At 54.2% G+C, this 15599-nt stretch carries 16 protein-coding genes and 1 other RNA gene; 5 read left to right on the forward strand and 12 right to left on the reverse strand.

Features of this window, described 5'->3' with window-relative positions:
* Window positions 1–9: 9 nt before the first annotated feature.
* The 7 genes from ldtE to sufA form a co-directional block, all read right to left on the reverse strand.
* On the reverse strand, window positions 10–996 hold the full coding sequence (gene ldtE / locus ABLV78_RS14655; protein WP_047046679.1) for a L,D-transpeptidase LdtE: 987 nt from the start codon (window positions 994–996) through the stop codon (window positions 10–12).
* A gap of 100 nt (window positions 997–1096) precedes the next feature.
* Window positions 1097–1513, reverse strand: a complete 417-nt coding sequence (sufE, locus tag ABLV78_RS14660; RefSeq protein ID WP_047046681.1) for a cysteine desulfuration protein SufE — start codon at window positions 1511–1513, stop codon at window positions 1097–1099.
* 11 nt (window positions 1514–1524) lie between these two features.
* Window positions 1525–2745 carry a cysteine desulfurase SufS gene (sufS, locus tag ABLV78_RS14665; protein ID WP_047046684.1) on the reverse strand — a complete coding sequence of 407 codons (1221 nt, stop codon included), beginning with the start codon at window positions 2743–2745 and terminating at the stop codon, window positions 1525–1527.
* Window positions 2742–4013: a Fe-S cluster assembly protein SufD gene (sufD, locus tag ABLV78_RS14670; protein WP_047046687.1), complete on the reverse strand. Its 1272-nt coding sequence runs from the start codon at window positions 4011–4013 to the stop codon at window positions 2742–2744. Before sufD ends, sufS begins: the two co-directional genes overlap by 4 nt.
* Window positions 3988–4734: a Fe-S cluster assembly ATPase SufC gene (sufC, locus tag ABLV78_RS14675; RefSeq protein WP_045396098.1), complete on the reverse strand. Its 747-nt coding sequence runs from the start codon at window positions 4732–4734 to the stop codon at window positions 3988–3990. The genes sufD and sufC overlap by 26 nt, the downstream gene beginning before the upstream one ends.
* A 16-nt stretch (window positions 4735–4750) precedes the next feature.
* Window positions 4751–6238 (reverse strand): Fe-S cluster assembly protein SufB, encoded by a 1488-nt coding sequence (gene sufB / locus ABLV78_RS14680; RefSeq protein WP_047046690.1) that lies wholly within the window; start codon window positions 6236–6238, stop codon window positions 4751–4753.
* A 2-nt stretch (window positions 6239–6240) separates the two neighbouring features.
* Complete coding sequence (sufA, locus tag ABLV78_RS14685) at window positions 6241–6618, reverse strand: Fe-S cluster assembly scaffold SufA (RefSeq protein WP_045396094.1); 378 nt, start codon at window positions 6616–6618, stop codon at window positions 6241–6243.
* 552 nt (window positions 6619–7170) lie between these two features.
* On the opposite strand from sufA, the gene ABLV78_RS14690 reads away from it, so the two are divergent.
* On the forward strand, window positions 7171–7290 hold the full coding sequence (locus ABLV78_RS14690; RefSeq protein ID WP_141097063.1) for a small membrane protein: 120 nt from the start codon (window positions 7171–7173) through the stop codon (window positions 7288–7290).
* A 148-nt stretch (window positions 7291–7438) separates the two neighbouring features.
* On the opposite strand, the gene ABLV78_RS14695 is transcribed toward ABLV78_RS14690, so the two are convergent.
* Together ABLV78_RS14695 and ABLV78_RS14700 are read right to left on the reverse strand one after the other, a co-directional pair.
* Complete coding sequence (locus ABLV78_RS14695; RefSeq protein WP_155958895.1) at window positions 7439–7612, reverse strand: hypothetical protein; 174 nt, start codon at window positions 7610–7612, stop codon at window positions 7439–7441.
* A gap of 93 nt (window positions 7613–7705) precedes the next feature.
* Window positions 7706–8515 (reverse strand): MBL fold metallo-hydrolase, encoded by an 810-nt coding sequence (locus tag ABLV78_RS14700; protein ID WP_047046693.1) that lies wholly within the window; start codon window positions 8513–8515, stop codon window positions 7706–7708.
* A 177-nt stretch (window positions 8516–8692) separates the two neighbouring features.
* On the opposite strand from ABLV78_RS14700, the gene ABLV78_RS14705 reads away from it, so the two are divergent.
* Window positions 8693–9289 carry a hypothetical protein gene (locus ABLV78_RS14705; protein ID WP_047046943.1) on the forward strand — a complete coding sequence of 199 codons (597 nt, stop codon included), beginning with the start codon at window positions 8693–8695 and terminating at the stop codon, window positions 9287–9289.
* 523 nt (window positions 9290–9812) lie between these two features.
* Here the strand turns inward: ABLV78_RS14705 and ABLV78_RS14710 are convergent.
* Window positions 9813–10061, reverse strand: coding sequence for a GlsB/YeaQ/YmgE family stress response membrane protein (locus tag ABLV78_RS14710; RefSeq protein WP_020079088.1), 249 nt, complete (start codon window positions 10059–10061; stop codon window positions 9813–9815).
* Window positions 10062–10228: 167 nt separating this feature from the next.
* Between ABLV78_RS14710 and ABLV78_RS14715 the strand changes: the two genes are divergently transcribed.
* Window positions 10229–10417, forward strand: a complete 189-nt coding sequence (locus ABLV78_RS14715) for a YegP family protein (RefSeq protein WP_045396087.1) — start codon at window positions 10229–10231, stop codon at window positions 10415–10417.
* Window positions 10418–10463: 46 nt separating this feature from the next.
* Here ABLV78_RS14715 and menI read toward each other — a convergent pair whose 3' ends face one another.
* Together menI and ydiJ are read right to left on the reverse strand one after the other, a co-directional pair.
* A complete protein-coding gene (gene menI, locus ABLV78_RS14720; protein ID WP_047046699.1) occupies window positions 10464–10874 on the reverse strand; it encodes a 1,4-dihydroxy-2-naphthoyl-CoA hydrolase in 411 nt (136 codons plus the stop codon).
* Complete coding sequence (gene ydiJ / locus ABLV78_RS14725) at window positions 10871–13927, reverse strand: D-2-hydroxyglutarate dehydrogenase YdiJ (protein ID WP_047046704.1); 3057 nt, start codon at window positions 13925–13927, stop codon at window positions 10871–10873. The genes menI and ydiJ overlap by 4 nt, the downstream gene beginning before the upstream one ends.
* Before the next feature lie 218 nt (window positions 13928–14145).
* On the opposite strand from ydiJ, the gene ydiK reads away from it, so the two are divergent.
* Together ydiK and rprA are read left to right on the forward strand one after the other, a co-directional pair.
* Entirely contained in the window at window positions 14146–15270 is a 1125-nt protein-coding gene (gene ydiK, locus ABLV78_RS14730) for an AI-2E family transporter YdiK (RefSeq protein WP_015367025.1), read from the forward strand.
* A 170-nt stretch (window positions 15271–15440) separates the two neighbouring features.
* An RNA gene (gene rprA, locus ABLV78_RS14735) (antisense sRNA RprA) lies at window positions 15441–15548 on the forward strand.
* Window positions 15549–15599 lie beyond the last annotated feature (51 nt).

The raw sequence follows: 15599 nt of genomic DNA on the forward strand, positions 1-15599 counted from the left end.
CGTTTTACCCTACTGCGTCAGCTTAGCGTCGTTGTGCTGGCTATTCTGCGCCGACAACTCCGTCGTCGCGCTGCCCGCCCCTTCCGAAACCACCACCGGATACCCTGCTCTACGCGACAGCGCTTTTTTCAGCTGCAGATCATCCACCGCTTTATCGTCAGAAAAGGCCTGAAACGCGGCAGGAAGCGAGTAAGAGATTGTCCGGGTATTTTCCCCTTCGGTTTGCGAAAGCGGCCTGTGGACCTCTACGTAGCGTTTACCATCGGGTTCTACCGCGAACTTCACCGGCTGATTGATAATCCGCACCGGCGTCCCGGCGCGCACCTGGCTGAACAGCGCCTTAATGTCATCGGCATTCATCCGCATACAGCCGGAGCTCACCCGTAGCCCGACGCTATCAGGGGCGTTGGTACCGTGGATCAGATATTCGCCGTTACCGTAGGCCAACCGCAGGGCGTAACGGCCTAATGGATTATTAGGCCCGGCGGGGATCACCGGCGGCAGCTTAATGCCCTTCTCCAGCGAGCGCGCGCGAATACCGGCAGTTGGCGTCCAGGTCGGGTTAGGGATTTTCTGCCCGACGCGGGTAGTCATCTCCGGCGTTTCCAGCCCCAACTGGCCAATGCCGAGGGGATAGACCTGCACCTGATTTTGCCCCGGCGGGAAATAGTACAGCCGCAGCTCGGCCAGGTTGACGACAATGCCTTCACGCGGCACATCCGGCAGCAGCATCTGCGATGGGATTAAGACCCGGGTGCCCGGCTTCGGCTGCACCGGCGCAATCGTATCGTTGGCTTCAAGAATCAGCATCGCCGCCGTGTCGAAGTGGCGGGCGATAGCCTGCAGGTTGCGATCCCCTTCCTGTACCGTCCAGTATTGGTTTTGGCCAATCAAACGGCTGTTGGCAGGGGGAAGTGGATAATCGACAGCCCAGGCGCCGTGCTGCGCGCTCAGAGCTGCGAGAAGGGTCATCGTGATGAGAGACGCGCGTTTCATACTGAGATTCCTTCTTTCGCTGATAAAACGCCAGGATCTGCGCGGCGACGAAAGCACTCGCCTTCGTCGCACGTAACAGAATGAAATCTACCTGTTTATTCTAGCTAAGATTTGCAGCTTTCGCGCGAATTGCGCGGATCATCGCTTCAAGGCCCTGCGAGCGGGAGGGGGTAAGATGCTGGGTCAGCGCCATTTTTTCAAACCACGGGCGCACATCGAATTCGCTAATATCCTGCGCGGTCATGCGGTCGTAAAGGATGAAGACCACCGCAATCAGCCCTTTGACGATGGCCGCATCGCTATCGCCGCGCAGGGTAATCACGCCGGATGGCTCCTGCTCCATCACGATCCACACCTGGCTTTGGCAGCCCTGAATAATGTTCTGCGCGATGTGTTCTTCCGCGCTGAGCGGCGCCAGGCGCTGGCCGAGTTCAATGATGTAGAGATACTTCTCTTCCCAGTTGGCGCAGCGGGTAAAGTTGCGCAGCAATTTGTCTTTGTCTGGTAATGCCGCCATAGTCGCGTCCTTTAACCAAGTAATTTGTGGATCCGCTGTAGCCCGGCCACCAGCCGATCCACCTCTTCCATCGTATTGTACATCGCCAGCGATGCCCGGCACATCGCCGGAACCTGGTAGAACGCCATCAGCGGCATCGCGCAGTGGTGTCCGGTGCGCACCGCGATCCCGTAGTTATCGAGAAAACTGCCGACATCGTAGGCATGATGTTTCCCGAGGTTAAAAGCGATGACGCCCAACCGATGTTGCGGGCCGTAAAGCGTCAAATCCGGCACCTTTTTCAGCTCCTCGAGAGCATAGCGCATCAGCGTCTGCTCATATTCGCCAATCTGCTCAAGCCCGATCTGGCTGACATAGTCCAGCGCCGCGCCGAGGCCAATAATTCCGCCGGTATTCGGCGTACCGGCTTCAAAGCGCCACGGCGCTTTCGCCCAGGTGGTACCCTCTTTCAGGCTGACGGTGGCGATCATCGACCCGCCGCCTTCCCACGGCGGCATCTCCTGCAGCAATGCTTCTTTGGCGTACAACACGCCGATACCGGTCGGCCCGTACAGCTTATGCGCCGAGAAGACGTAAAAATCACAATCCAGAGCCTGCACATCCACCGGGTGATGCATCACCGCCTGCGCGCCATCCACCAGCACCTTCGCGCCATGCTGATGCGCCAGCGGGATCAGTGCCGATAGCGGGTTTTCTGTCCCCAGCACGTTCGACACCTGGGTTATCGCCAGCAGTCGGGTACGGTCGTCAAACAGGCCGGGGATAACGTCGAGCTGTAGGGTGCCATCCTGGTTGAGGGGGATCACTCTTAGCTCGGCGCCGACGCGGGCGCAGAGCATCTGCCACGGCACGATATTGGCGTGGTGTTCCATCTCGCTGACGATAATATTATCGCCGGCCCCGACGTTAGCCCCGCCCCAGCTATTGGCCACCAGATTGATGCCTTCGGTGGTACCGCGCACGAACACCAGCTCTTCCGGCGAACGGGCATTAAGGAAAGCGGCCGCCTGCTGGCGTACCTGTTCCATCCGCGCCGTCGCTTCGGCGCTCAGGGTATGGATACCACGATGGACGGCAGCGTAACCGTGGCGATAAAACTCGGCTTCGGCATTAATCACCGCTTCCGGTTTCTGCGCGCTGGCGGCGCTATCGAGATAGACCAGCGGCTGACCATTAACCTCGCGGCTCAGCACCGGGAAATTGGCGCGCAGGCGTTCCACTGAAAATGTCATGCATCTCCTCCCGGCAGGCGCTTGCCTATACGCGCCAACACCTGTTGTTTCAGCGCATCATCGCTAATAGCTTCAGTGAGCTCGGCGGCGAAGGCGTAAAGGATCATCTGCTGCGCCGCCTGTTGATCGATACCACGCGAGCGCAAATAAAACAGCTGTTCGTCATCAATGCGCCCGACGGTAGCGCCGTGGCTGCATTTGACGTCGTCGGCGTAAATTTCCAGCTGTGGTTTGGTATCGACTTCCGCCAGCCTTCCCAACAACAGATTGTTATTGGTCATCTGACCATCGGTTTTCAGCGCGTGTTTCGCGACGTTAATCAGGCCATTAAACACCGCCCGCCCCTTATCGCTGACGATGGTTTTGTGTAGTTGACGGCTGTTGCAGTAGCCAACGCGGTGATCGAGCCAGGTGCGGCTGTCGCAGACCTCGTTTTTCACCGGCATCGCCAGCGAGTTAATACGCAGATTGCTGTTTTCACCAGCCAGACGGGTACTGGTATGGTGTCGTAACACCGCGCCGCCCAGCAGGAAGCTGCTGCTGAAAGCCGAAGCATCGCGGCCAAGCAGCAGATCGTTATGGGCGAAGTGGTAGCTTTGCCCATTTTCAAATGCCAGCTTGATATGCTGCAGATGGGCATTGTCGGCGACAGACATGGTCAGGCGTCCGCCGGTGAAATGCCGCTGCTCATCAAGGCTAGTATAGTGTTCGATGATGGTCGCCTGCGCCCCGCTCTCCAGCACCAGATGATGACGATAGTGGGCGGTATTAAGCTCGTCGCCGGCCAGACCGCTGGTGATATGCATCAGCAGCAGCGGCTTTTCCGGGTGCTGGTTGCGCTTCACGCTGATGCGAGTCACCGTCTGCGCCAGGCTTTCGGTGAGATGCAGAAACACTTCCGGCTGTACCGCTTCCGGCAGATGCTGGCGCTGGTTATCAACGCTGACGTCAAAACCGCTAGCGGTGAGATCGTCACTGAGCGCCGGGCTGAAACGGCCATCGACAAACACCATCCGCCAGGCGTCGAGATTGAGCGCCAGCGCGTCGCGCTGCGCCACGCCGAGCGTCGCCGGACTTGCAACAAAAGTGCCGCTTAGCAGCGTATCCAGCGGGGTGTATTTCCAGTTTTCATGTTTGCGCGTCGGCAGTCCCAGGCGCAACAGCTGCTGCAGATGCTGATTGGCCTGCGGCGTGCGCGCCTCGCCCTGTGCTTCAAACAGATGATGCCACTGCTGCAGCGCGTTACTGCTGTTCGCTAAGCCAGCCATAGCCCTGCTCCTCCAGTTGTTTAACCAGAGTAAAATCGCCTGACTTGACGATCCGCCCCTGATACAGCACGTGGACGTAATCCGGTTTGATGTAATCGAGGATACGCTGATAGTGGGTAACGATAATAAAGGCGCGTTTGCCGTCGCGCAGCGAGTTAACCCCCTCCGAGACAATCTTCAGGGCATCTATATCCAGCCCGGAATCCGATTCATCCAGGATACACAACTCAGGCTCAAGCACCGCCATTTGCAGAATATCGTTGCGTTTTTTCTCGCCGCCGGAGAAACCGACGTTCACCGAACGAGTTAGCAGATCTTCCGGCATCTTCAGCAGTTTGATCTTCTCTTCCATTAAATCCTGGAAATCGAAACGATCCAGCGCCTCCAGGCCGCGATAGCCGCGCACCGCATTGAGCGCGGTTTGCAGGAAAAATTGATTACTGACGCCGGGAATTTCCACCGGGTACTGAAAAGCCATAAAAATGCCTTCCCCGGCGCGATCCTCCGGGGCTAATTCGAGCAGGTTTTTGCCCTTAAACTCGACGCTGCCGCCGGTGACTTCGTAATCTTCCCGTCCGGCGAGCGTCGCCGAGAGCGTACTTTTCCCTGAGCCGTTAGGGCCCATGATCGCGTGCACTTCGCCGGGGCGCACCTCAAGGTTCAGCCCGCGCAGGATCTCTTTGTCTTCTACGGCGACTTGCAAATCTTTAATACTTAACATCTTTTTTCCTTAATTATCAGCCGACGCTATGTTCAAGGCTAATAGCCAGCAATTTTTGCGCTTCGACGGCGAACTCCAGGGGCAATTCTGAGAACACGTCTTTACAGAATCCATTGACGATCATCGAGATCGCATCATCTTCGCTAATGCCGCGCTGCAGACAGTAGAACAGCTGATCTTCGCCAATACGCGAGGTGGTGGCTTCGTGTTCCAGCTGGGCGCTGTTATTGCGGCATTCGACATAGGGGAAGGTATGCGCCCCGCAGTCCGGGCCGATCAGCATCGAATCGCACTGGGTGAAGTTACGGGCGTTAGTGGCGGTCGGCATAATTTTGACCAGCCCACGATAGCTGTTCTGGCTGTGTCCGGCGGAGATCCCTTTTGAGATAATGGTCGAGCGGGTGTTCTTGCCGATATGAATCATTTTGGTCCCGGTATCCGCCTGCTGATGGCCGCTGGTCAGCGCCACCGAGAAGAATTCGCCGATCGAGTTATCGCCGCGCAGGATGCAGCTCGGGTATTTCCAGGTAATGGCCGAACCGGTTTCCGACTGGGTCCACGACATCTTGCTGTTTTCGCCTTCGCACAGCGCGCGCTTGGTGACGAAGTTAAGGATGCCGCCGGTATTGTTATCGCCGGGGAACCAATTCTGCACGGTGGAGTACTTCACTTCTGCATCTTTATGGATGATGACTTCCACCACCGCCGCGTGCAGCTGATAGCTGTCGCGTACCGGCGCCGAGCAGCCTTCGATATAGCTCACATAGCTACCTTCGTCGGCGACCAGAATCGTACGTTCAAACTGGCCGGTTTTCTCGGCGTTGATACGGAAATAGGTCGACAGTTCCATCGGGCAGCGCACGCCTTTCGGCACGTAGATAAAGGTGCCATCAGAGGCGACCGCGGCGTTCAGCGCGGCAAAAAAGTTGTCGTTGCCCGGCACTACGGTACCAAGGTACTTTTTCACCAGTTCCGGATGATCGTGAATCGCTTCGCCAAAGGAGCAGAAGATGATCCCCTGCTCCGCCAGCTTCTCGCGGTAGGTGGTCGCCACGGATACCGAGTCGAAAATGGCGTCCACCGCCACTTCTTTGCCTTCACGCACCGGTACGCCAAGCAGGTTAAAGGCTTCCTCGACTTCATTCGTCAGGAAGGTATTCGTCCCGGTTTGCTGTACCGCGCCGGGTTCCGAGGCGCAGGTATCATCGCAGTTACCGCAGGATGGCGCCGAGTAGTAGCTGTAATCCTGATAATTGAGCTTATCGTAATGCGCTTTCAGCCAGTGCGGCTCTTCCATCTCCTGCCACGCCTTAAAAGCGTTGAGACGAAATTCGAGCATCCAATCCGGTTCATTACGACGCGCGGAAATCGCGCGAACCACCTCTTCGTTAATGCCTTTGGCCAGCTCATCGGTTTGTAGCTGAGTAAAGAAGCCTTCTTTATAGTTGAGCGGGCCGCCGGTCCAGCTTTTGACATCGTCAGTTGCTTCAGTATTTCGAGACATAGTTACTCCGCCTGCACCCCGAAGCTTTCGCCGCAGCCGCATTCGTGCTGCGCTTTCGGGTTATGAAACTTGAATATTTCATTTAAGCCTTCGCGAACATAATCCAGTTCGGTGCCATCAATAAACGGCATCGCCTGCAGCGGCGCAAACAGCTTCGCGCCGTCGCGCTCAAACAGCAGGTCGTCGTCCGCCGGTTCGGCAATCATCTCCAGCACGTAGCCAAAACCGGCGCAGCCGCTGGTTTTGATTCCCAGACGTAGCCCCTGCTTGTCCGGCTGTTTATGCATCAGTTCGCGGATATGGGCCGCCGCCGCGGGGGTCATCGTCAGCCCCTGCCAGTTAAAATCGTCGGGATTAAAGGTGCTTGTTTGTAATTCCATCGCTCTACCTCATCGATTGCCGCTATCGGGCCCTACCCTCATGTTAGTGATAATGATTATCACTTCAACCCTGCGGGAACAGGGGTATTCGGCCATTTCGCCCCTTTTTACGCTTTTCTATAAGCATAGACCCTGGTCGAGAGGTTATCAGGCCGCATTTTTTGCAATTAATAGATTGATAAATAATAAGTTATTAGGATAAGCGCGTAGATAAAGCGGCAATGAAGAAAGATGCATCGAAAATACCTATTTATTGAATAGGCAAAAGGCCCGTCTATGTGGTAGCCACAGGCAGCTTCCTTCCCAGCGCCAGGATTGAGAACGCTTGTGCCTTCAGGATGTCATCAAAGGGAAATAATAGTAATTAGCTATAGAAAATAGCGTTTCTGCCGCTGGAATTCGGAATTTAATGCCACCTCTATTATGAACCATCATTCGGTTATACTTTTTGTTATCTGACGCGTATTTTTTACTAGGATTTTTCCTGGTAGAGAGGTAGATTCTTCGCCATAACAATAAAATCGCCGATCTTCATTCCTGAGGATATCTCAAATGGAAAATTTATTTTTCGTTATTATTGTGATAATTCTTTTGTTACTTGCCATTGCTGTTTTCATCTCCTATATCAAGGATCGGAAAAAACAAAAAAACACATTCAAAAAGAAATATTAATAACTCAAATATTATTCCCTACTTCTATCAAAAGACTTTCTATTATAATTTTCAATCATGCCCCGTCACAGGGGCGTACAGACACAACAAGAAACGTCCCCCACGCTGACGCTCTTCGTCATGCCTTTAGTGACTTTCCATAGAATATTTATTGCACCACGGTAAGTGACTCGCTGGCGAAGAAAACAATGATATAAACCCCATTGTAAAAAACCGCTACAAGCAATGCCCAAAGCAGACTATCGATTATCATTTTTGTGGTAAATAAACCAGAAACATTGACACAAAATAATAAGTGTCGCTTAAGACCAGAAATATTCATGGCCAATTCCTCATGAACTTTCGCCGGGCATATTACTGGTTCAAGAATACTTCCGATTCAGTTTTTTTTCGTCCTAAAGAGAGCCCGGCATAACTAGACGCTATGTCTGGCCAAACATGCCACATACTTTTTCCCCGATTGACGTACGATTTCTTGGGCATTAACCAGAATTTCCCGCCCTTCAAACGCGCCGTAGATTTGACTAAACTTCACCCCGTCGAGACGTCGGAGGATATCACTCACCGCGGCAGCCGACAGCGGCAGCATATTGGGATAACTCCACATGAAAGAAACGGCGTTAGCTCCCGGCGCAACCTGGACTATATCGCCGGATAATAGCAGGCCGTCGCCCTGCGCCCAGTGCAGGACGCAGCCACCAGCAAAATGCCCACCAAGGCGGATCAGACTGGCATCAGCCGTTAGTTGCAGGCTATCGCCCTCCCAGAAGGTAATCCACGGGCTGTCGCGCATGACCCACTGGCGGTCATCCCCATGCAGATAGATTGGCGCCTTGAACTCCGCCGCCCAATCCTGCATACAACTGTAGTAATGCGGATGTGAGATAGCGATGGCTTTCAGCCCACCCAGCGCGGAAACCAGCGTTTTTGTCGCCTCATCGAGGTTGGCGATGCAGTCCCACAGAATATTGCCCTGCGGCGTACGCACCAGAAATGCACGCTGGTTAATGGCAAAACTGGGGATGGTGCGAATGCTAAAAAGCCCACTGTTATGCTGCTGCCATTTATTGTTATGCGATGCGGTAAGCTTATTTAACGTAATCCACTGCTGCCCGCCCACAGGAACAAATTGACGCTCGTCTTCGCAGATCGGGCAATGTTGTTGTGTAGGGACTTCGCTAAATTCATAGGAGGTACCGCAAGCTTTGCACAGCGTAATTGTCATATCTCCCTCTCTGTTCCATGATGCAATAACAAGCGTGCCGCCACTTATTTTAACTATATGTCAGATGGCGCGTGATGCAACGACCTACCGAGTTTGGTAGCGTTCTGCGTTTTTTATCGTTTGGCTTAACGGGCATAATCAACCGGCGGCAATAGATGAATGATGGACGGGGAAGGCATGCGCAAATTTTCAGCATTAATATTAATGGGGTTACTTACCGGCTGCTCGGTTAACGCGCCGCAAAGCGCGCAATACAATGCCGAATACTCCCAGCGCCAGGATATACGCACGCAGAACGTATATCGATTTAAGATCAAACCGCTTCAATCCAGCGGCGGAAAGTATTGGGGCGCGGATAATTTAACGCAGGTTTTTTACGTCAGTGATAAAAATGCCGCAACCGTTGAATTACGCTTCAACTACCCTACCGCAACGCTACAGGCCTCATCGTTAGACGGACAAGGGAAAGTAGTAAGCACTCAAACGTTCATCCTGTTAGCCGAATCCGCGGCGCCGCCATCGGGTTCGGACAAGAAGTACTTATACCTGACAAAAAGTGGCGAGTTACTGAGCAAATGGAAAAACTGTACGCCGGATATGAGCGTGGCTTGTAGTTGGGGAGGTCATCAAATATTTATCACCCGCAGCGCCGATCTGGCAGTGCAGTATGCAACCGGTGGTGCAGGTTTAGCTTTTCTGCTGATTCCATTTTACACATCCGAAGCCCGACTACAGATTTTCCCCAAAGCGCCAATCGACGCTGCTGGCAATTAATAGCAAGCCTTCTTTGCAGAACGATTCAATTTTGTGATGAAGTGAGTTAATTCTTAAAAGCAGGGTTGGTTAAGTCTGCGTTTACTCATGTACAATTGACGTCGTTGATGAATACTTGCCGGAGCAACGCTGGGCTATTATTTACGGGAGCTTGTGTCTTACAGGATGATTGATATCAGTATTATGTCGATGTGCATGGTAGTGTTGCTGGTGATGAGCGTGTTACTGGAGTAACCATTCCCCCCTTCCCCTACCGTTTTTGTTAGCTTATTTTACCGCTGAATTGGGCATAAAATTGTCCAGCCGCTTCTCCAGCCGGGAAGCGGTCGGGCTGCGCCTTAACATCCGGCAAAACGGTGTTTACGCCCTTTGTAAGGAAGCATCCGAAAAATTTGCCAAAATGGGTTCGCCCGCGGGTATCCAGCGGGCTTTTTTTTGTTTGCTTGCGGCTATCATGAGCACAAAAAAAACCGCCGTGATTCACGGCGGTTTGCTGTCTCAGAGTGAATAGGCGCTCGGCGTATTAGCTCTTCACTTTACGGTAGATAAACAGCACCACAAGTGCGCCAATTACCGCCACGACAAAGCTACCGAAGTTAAAACCGTCAACTTTGCCAAAGCCGAATAACGTACTGATCCAGCCACCGACTACCGCACCGATAATACCGAGGATCACGGTGACAATAAATCCACCGCCGTCTTTGCCCGGCATAATCCACTTAGCCAAAATACCAGCGATCAAACCAAAAATGATCCAGGAAATGATACCCATGGTTAACTCCGTCCTCTTTGTTACCGTGAATGTAATTCGTAATTAAAATAGTAGCATAATTATAACGAATGATTTAACAAATATATATTTATTAGATGATTGCTTGCCGTGCCGTTAGCCATGGTCTACAGATTATTCAGTGCTCGTTAACGCCGAAGGAGTGAGAAATGGGATATTACGTACTGAAAAAGTCTGAAAAGAGTGTCTCGCAGCCGTGGTATTTTCTGCTGAAGGCTGACAACCATGAGACTATCGCCACCAGCGAGATGTACTCGTCGAAAGATGCGGCTAAAAAGGGTATCGCCTCGGTGCAGAAAAACGGCGCCAGCGAGGTCATCAAGGACGAAACGCAATAACAAGAAGGGGATGCAAGCGCATCCCCTTAAAATATTGTGGCGACCGTTACACCACGGCGGTGGTCAGCCGTGAGGAGCAGCACAGTCGCCCCTGCTCATCGGTGATATCGATTTGCCACACCTGATGGCGAGACCCAACATGCAAGGCGGTACAAACCCCTCGCACCCGTCCGCTGCGCACCGAACGAATATGGTTGGCATTGACTTCCAGGCCGACCACTTTTTGTTCTCCTTCGGTACACAGATAGCCCGCGACCGAGCCAAGGGTTTCAGCCAGAACCACCGATGCGCCGCCGTGTAGCAGACCAAAAGGCTGATGTGTACGGTGATCCACCGGCATCGTCGCTTCAATCGCGTTTTCGCTGATGGACACAAAGTGAATATCCAACAGGCCAACCATGTTTCCCTCGCCCATCGCGTTAAGCTGCGGCAGCGAAGCCTGACGTTTCCAAATCATCCCATAATCTCCAGCAGAGCCTGCAGCGGGTGACGTACCCCGCTACCTTCAATACGCTTCACCTGGCTTCGGCAGGAATAGCCGGTGGCCAGACAGCGACCGCGCGGTAAACGCGCCATCGCCTGCTGCCAGGAAAGCGCGTAAATCGCCAGCGAGTTGGCGTGGTTTTTCACTTCGTGGCCGTAGGTGCCAGCCATGCCGCAGCAACCCGTACTGATGTACTCCATTTTCGCCCCGCAACGGGCAAAGATCTCTGCCCACTGTTTGGGCGCGGCCGGTAGCGCCGTCACTTCGGTGCAATGGCCAAACAGGTACCAGGGTTCGCCGCTGTTGTCCCTCCCGGCTGAAGGCGCTATCGCCTCGGTCAGCCATTCATGCACCAGCATCACGCGAAAATCGCCGCGTTTCTCGCCCAGCGTCTGGTTATATTCATCGCGATAGCAAAGCACCAGCGCCGGGTCGACGCCAACCATCGGTATATCCAGCTGCGCTACGCGGTTGAGGAAATCAGCGGTTTTCTGCGCCGTGCGCGCGAAGCGCGTCAGGAACCCCTTGATATGCTGCGCTTTACCGTTCGGTGAGAACGGCAACAGTACCGGCTGATAGCCGACTTTTTCAATCAGGCGGACAAAGTCAGCCACCACCTGCGCTTCGTAGTAGCTGGTAAACGGATCCTGCACCACCAGCACTCTCTTCGCACGCTGTTCGACGCTCAATGCTTCCAGATCCTCAAGCGTGGTATTGGCGGAGCGATGGCCTGCCAGCTGCTGCTTGAGCGACGGTACGGAGAGCAGCGGCAGATCGACCATGCCGATGTGTTTTTCCGACAGCTTGCGCATCCATGGCTGATTGATAAAGAAGTTGAATGTTTTCGGCGCCTGGGCCATCAGCGGCGCGTACGATTCGACCGTCGCCACCAGATGATCGCGTACCGGGCGCAGGTAGCGGCTGTGATACAGCTGCAGGAAGCGGGAGCGGAATTCCGGCACGTCGATCTTAATCGGGCACTGGGTTGAACAGGCCTTACAGGCCAGACAGCCGGACATCGCCTCTTTCACTTCATGCGAGAAATCATATTCGCCTTTACGCGCATGCCAGCTATTGCGGGTACGCTCGATCAGGGCGCGCAGGCTCACACCTTTTTCCGGAAGTTCTTGCTCCAGTTTGTTCGGGTCTATCCCGCGGTCGGCCAGCAGACGTAACCATTCACGCACCAGCGTCGCGCGGCCTTTCGGCGAATGAATGCGCTGATTACTGACCTTCATTGACGGACACATCGGGCTTTTTACATCGAAGTTAAAGCACAGACCGTTACCGTTACACTCCATCGCGCCACGCCAGGCGCTACGCACTGCAATGGGAATTTGACGATCGTAGGTGCCGCGCTTCACCGCATCGACTTTCATCATCGGCGCATCGACGCCTTCAGGTGGGCAAATTTTCCCCGGATTCAATCGGTTGTCCGGATCAAATGCCGCTTTCACTTTACGCAGTTCGCTATATAACTCCTCGCCAAAAAAGGCCGGACTGTACTCGGCGCGGAACCCTTTACCATGTTCGCCCCACAGCAGGCCGCCATATTTGGCCGTCAGCGCCACCACCTCATCGGAGATCTGCTTCATCAGCACCTCCTGCTGCGGGTCGCACATATCCAACGCCGGACGAACGTGCAGCACCCCGGCGTCGACGTGTCCAAACATGCCGTAGCTCAGGCCATGCCCGTCGAGTAAAGCACGAAACTCGGTGATGTAATCCGCCAGATGCTCCGGCGGCACGCAGGTATCTTCAGCAAAAGGAATCGGTTTAGCGGCGCCTTTGGCGTTGCCCAGCAGACCAACCGCCTTTTTACGCATGGCATAGATGCGCTCGACGCCATCCAGTTCATGACAGACCTGCCAGCCAATGACTCCCGCGGCGCCCTGCGACATGAGTTCATCAAGACGCTGACACAGGGTGGTTACCTGGCCGTCGATTAATTCAGCATCATCCCCGGCAAACTCAACGATATTGAGACCCAGCATCTCTTTATCCGGCACATCGGCGATCAGTTCGCTTACCGAGTGCCAGACGATATCTTCGCGGGCCAGATTAAGCACCTTCGAGTCGACGGTCTCCACCGACAGCGCCTTCGCTTCAACCATGAATGGCGCGTTACGCAGCGCCGAATCAAAGGAGTCATACTTGACGTTGACCAAGCGGCGCACTTTCGGTAGACGCGTAATATCGAGCCGCGCTTCGGTGATAAATGCCAGCGTGCCTTCGGAGCCGGTCAGAATGCGCGTCAGGTCGAACTCGCTCATCTCATCATTAAAGACATGACGCAGATCGTAGCCGGTCAGGAAGCGGTTCAATTTCGGGAATTTATCGATGATCAGCTGACGCTGCGCTTTACAGCGCTGATAGACGGTACGATAGATGCGGCCAATCGCTGACTGCTCTCGCCCCAGCGTTTCCGCCAGCGCGGCGGGAATAGGCAAGGTATCAAGGATATCGCCGCCCATCAGTACCGATCGCACCCCAAGCACATGATCGGAGGTTTTACCGTAAACCAATGAACCCTGTCCGGAAGCATCGGTATTGATCATTCCGCCGAGCGTCGCGCGGTTACTGGTCGACAGTTCCGGCGCGAAGAAGTAGCCGTAGGGCTTAAGAAACTGGTTGAGCTGGTCTTTGATTACCCCGGCTTCGACCCGCACCCACCCCTCTTCAGGATTGATTTCGATAATACGGTTCATATAGCGCGACATATCGACGATGATCCCCGCATTCAGCGCTTGACCATTGGTGCCGGTACCGCCGCCGCGTGGGGTAAAAATCAGCGATTGAAAGCGCGGTTCCGCCGCCAGCCGCGCCAGTAAAGCGACGTCCGCGGTGGAACGGGGAAACAGAATGGCGTCCGGCAACAGCTGATAGACGCTGTTATCGGTCGCCATGGTGAGCCGGTCGGCATAGCTGGTGGCGGTATCGCCGGTGAATCCTTGTTGCTCCAGTACCTGCAAAAAATTCAGCACCAGTTGAACGACGCCCGGCGCTTGAGAAATCTGTGGGATCATGACGCTTGACCCTGCCTGAATATGTTGTGTTTAGATGATGTAATAATGCGCAAATTAAACGTTTGCGTGGCGCACTCAACTTTTTATCACATTTTTTTCATATCCGCCCACGAGATTTACGGGCAAAATCAGGCGCGCGAAATTATTGATATTATTATCTGTACATGGAATTACGCTGCGTCAGCATTGAGACGCGACTGGAAAGGTAAATTTTCTCTATGATTAACCAACATCAGCCCCGGGACATACCGCAAATTCTGCTGTCGGTGCTGTTTTTGTCCCTGATAATTATTTCCTGCCTGTGGGTTGTGCAACCATTTATTCTCTCTTTTGCCTGGGCCGGCACCGTGGTCATCGCCACCTGGCCGGTGCTGCTGCGTCTGCAAAAGCTGCTGTTTGGCAAGCGCTCGCTGGCGGTGCTGGTGATGACGCTGCTGCTGTTTTTACTGTTCGTTATTCCTATCGCCTTACTGGTGAATAGCCTGGTCGATAATAGCGCCCCGCTGATCAAAATCGTCAGCACCGGCCAGGTAACGCTGCCGGATTTCGCCTGGCTGAATTCGATTCCGCTGATCGGCGATAAACTCTATTCCGCCTGGCATAGCCTGCTGGAGATGGGCGGCGCGGCGATTATGGCCAAGGTCCGCCCTTATATCGGCGCCACCACCACCTGGTTTGTCGGCCAGGCGGCGCATATTGGTAAACTGCTGGTTTACTGCGGACTGATGCTGTTGTTCAGCGCCCTGCTTTACTGGCGCGGCGAACGCGTCGCTTATGGTTTCCGCTACTTCGCAACCCGTCTGGCCTCAAAGCGTGGCGATGCTGCGGTGGTCCTTGCCGGACAGGCGGTACGCGCCGTGGCGCTGGGCGTGGTTGTCACCGCGCTGGCGCAGGCGGTTCTAGGCGGTATCGGGCTGGCGATAAGCGGCGTACCTTACGCCGCGCTGTTGACCGTGGTGATGATTTTCACCTGTCTGGTACAGCTGGGGCCGCTTATCGTGCTGGTGCCCTCGATTATCTGGCTGTACTGGACCGGCGATACGACCTGGGGCACGGTGCTGCTGGTGTGGAGCTGCGTGGTGGGTACGATGGATAACGTGATTCGCCCGGTGCTGATTCGCATGGGCGCCGACCTGCCGATGATTCTGATCCTCTCCGGCGTTATCGGCGGCCTGATCGCCTTCGGCATGATTGGCCTGTTTATCGGCCCGGTGCTGCTGGCCGTCTCCTGGCGTCTTTACGACGCCTGGGTGCAAGAAGTACCACCGCCGCCGCTGGACCCCGATCTGGTTCTGGCGGAGCTCGCCGAGCTTAATGCCAGCCATAACAAAAGCGAAAAGTAACAGAAAGGCGGGGAAACCCGCCTTAAACTTAAGCTAAATTTATCAATCCCTCGCCACTTCCGGCATATTCATGTTCCAGCTCGATATTTACCTCTCATATTCTTCACACTGATTTAACTATTGAGAAGAATCCGATCGACGCCAACAGCCCTGATGCCTACTATTAGCCCACGGTTATAGATCAAGATATTGATTTATAAGCATGGAAATCCCCTGAGTGAAACAACGAATTGCTGTGTGTAGTCTTTGCCCATCTCCCACGATGGGCTTTTTTTTACGTCAAAATCAAATAGCGAAACGTTGCTGAAGGCAAAAAAATCCCCGGCATC

It is taken from the genome of Klebsiella sp. CN_Kp075 (assembly GCF_040065055.2).
Taxonomy (GTDB): domain Bacteria; phylum Pseudomonadota; class Gammaproteobacteria; order Enterobacterales; family Enterobacteriaceae; genus Klebsiella; species Klebsiella aerogenes.

Coding starts and splice junctions, on each gene's coding strand:
- ldtE (WP_047046679.1), bottom strand. CDS start 996: ATGAAACGCGCGTCTCTCATCACGATGACCCTTCTCGCAGCTCTGAGC.
- sufE (WP_047046681.1), bottom strand. CDS start 1,513: ATGGCGGCATTACCAGACAAAGACAAATTGCTGCGCAACTTTACCCGC.
- sufS (WP_047046684.1), bottom strand. CDS start 2,745: ATGACATTTTCAGTGGAACGCCTGCGCGCCAATTTCCCGGTGCTGAGC.
- sufD (WP_047046687.1), bottom strand. CDS start 4,013: ATGGCTGGCTTAGCGAACAGCAGTAACGCGCTGCAGCAGTGGCATCAT.
- sufC (WP_045396098.1), bottom strand. CDS start 4,734: ATGTTAAGTATTAAAGATTTGCAAGTCGCCGTAGAAGACAAAGAGATC.
- sufB (WP_047046690.1), bottom strand. CDS start 6,238: ATGTCTCGAAATACTGAAGCAACTGACGATGTCAAAAGCTGGACCGGC.
- sufA (WP_045396094.1), bottom strand. CDS start 6,618: ATGGAATTACAAACAAGCACCTTTAATCCCGACGATTTTAACTGGCAG.
- ABLV78_RS14690 (WP_141097063.1), top strand. CDS start 7,171: ATGGAAAATTTATTTTTCGTTATTATTGTGATAATTCTTTTGTTACTT.
- ABLV78_RS14695 (WP_155958895.1), bottom strand. CDS start 7,612: ATGAATATTTCTGGTCTTAAGCGACACTTATTATTTTGTGTCAATGTT.
- ABLV78_RS14700 (WP_047046693.1), bottom strand. CDS start 8,515: ATGACAATTACGCTGTGCAAAGCTTGCGGTACCTCCTATGAATTTAGC.
- ABLV78_RS14705 (WP_047046943.1), top strand. CDS start 8,693: ATGCGCAAATTTTCAGCATTAATATTAATGGGGTTACTTACCGGCTGC.
- ABLV78_RS14710 (WP_020079088.1), bottom strand. CDS start 10,061: ATGGGTATCATTTCCTGGATCATTTTTGGTTTGATCGCTGGTATTTTG.
- ABLV78_RS14715 (WP_045396087.1), top strand. CDS start 10,229: ATGGGATATTACGTACTGAAAAAGTCTGAAAAGAGTGTCTCGCAGCCG.
- menI (WP_047046699.1), bottom strand. CDS start 10,874: ATGATTTGGAAACGTCAGGCTTCGCTGCCGCAGCTTAACGCGATGGGC.
- ydiJ (WP_047046704.1), bottom strand. CDS start 13,927: ATGATCCCACAGATTTCTCAAGCGCCGGGCGTCGTTCAACTGGTGCTG.
- ydiK (WP_015367025.1), top strand. CDS start 14,146: ATGATTAACCAACATCAGCCCCGGGACATACCGCAAATTCTGCTGTCG.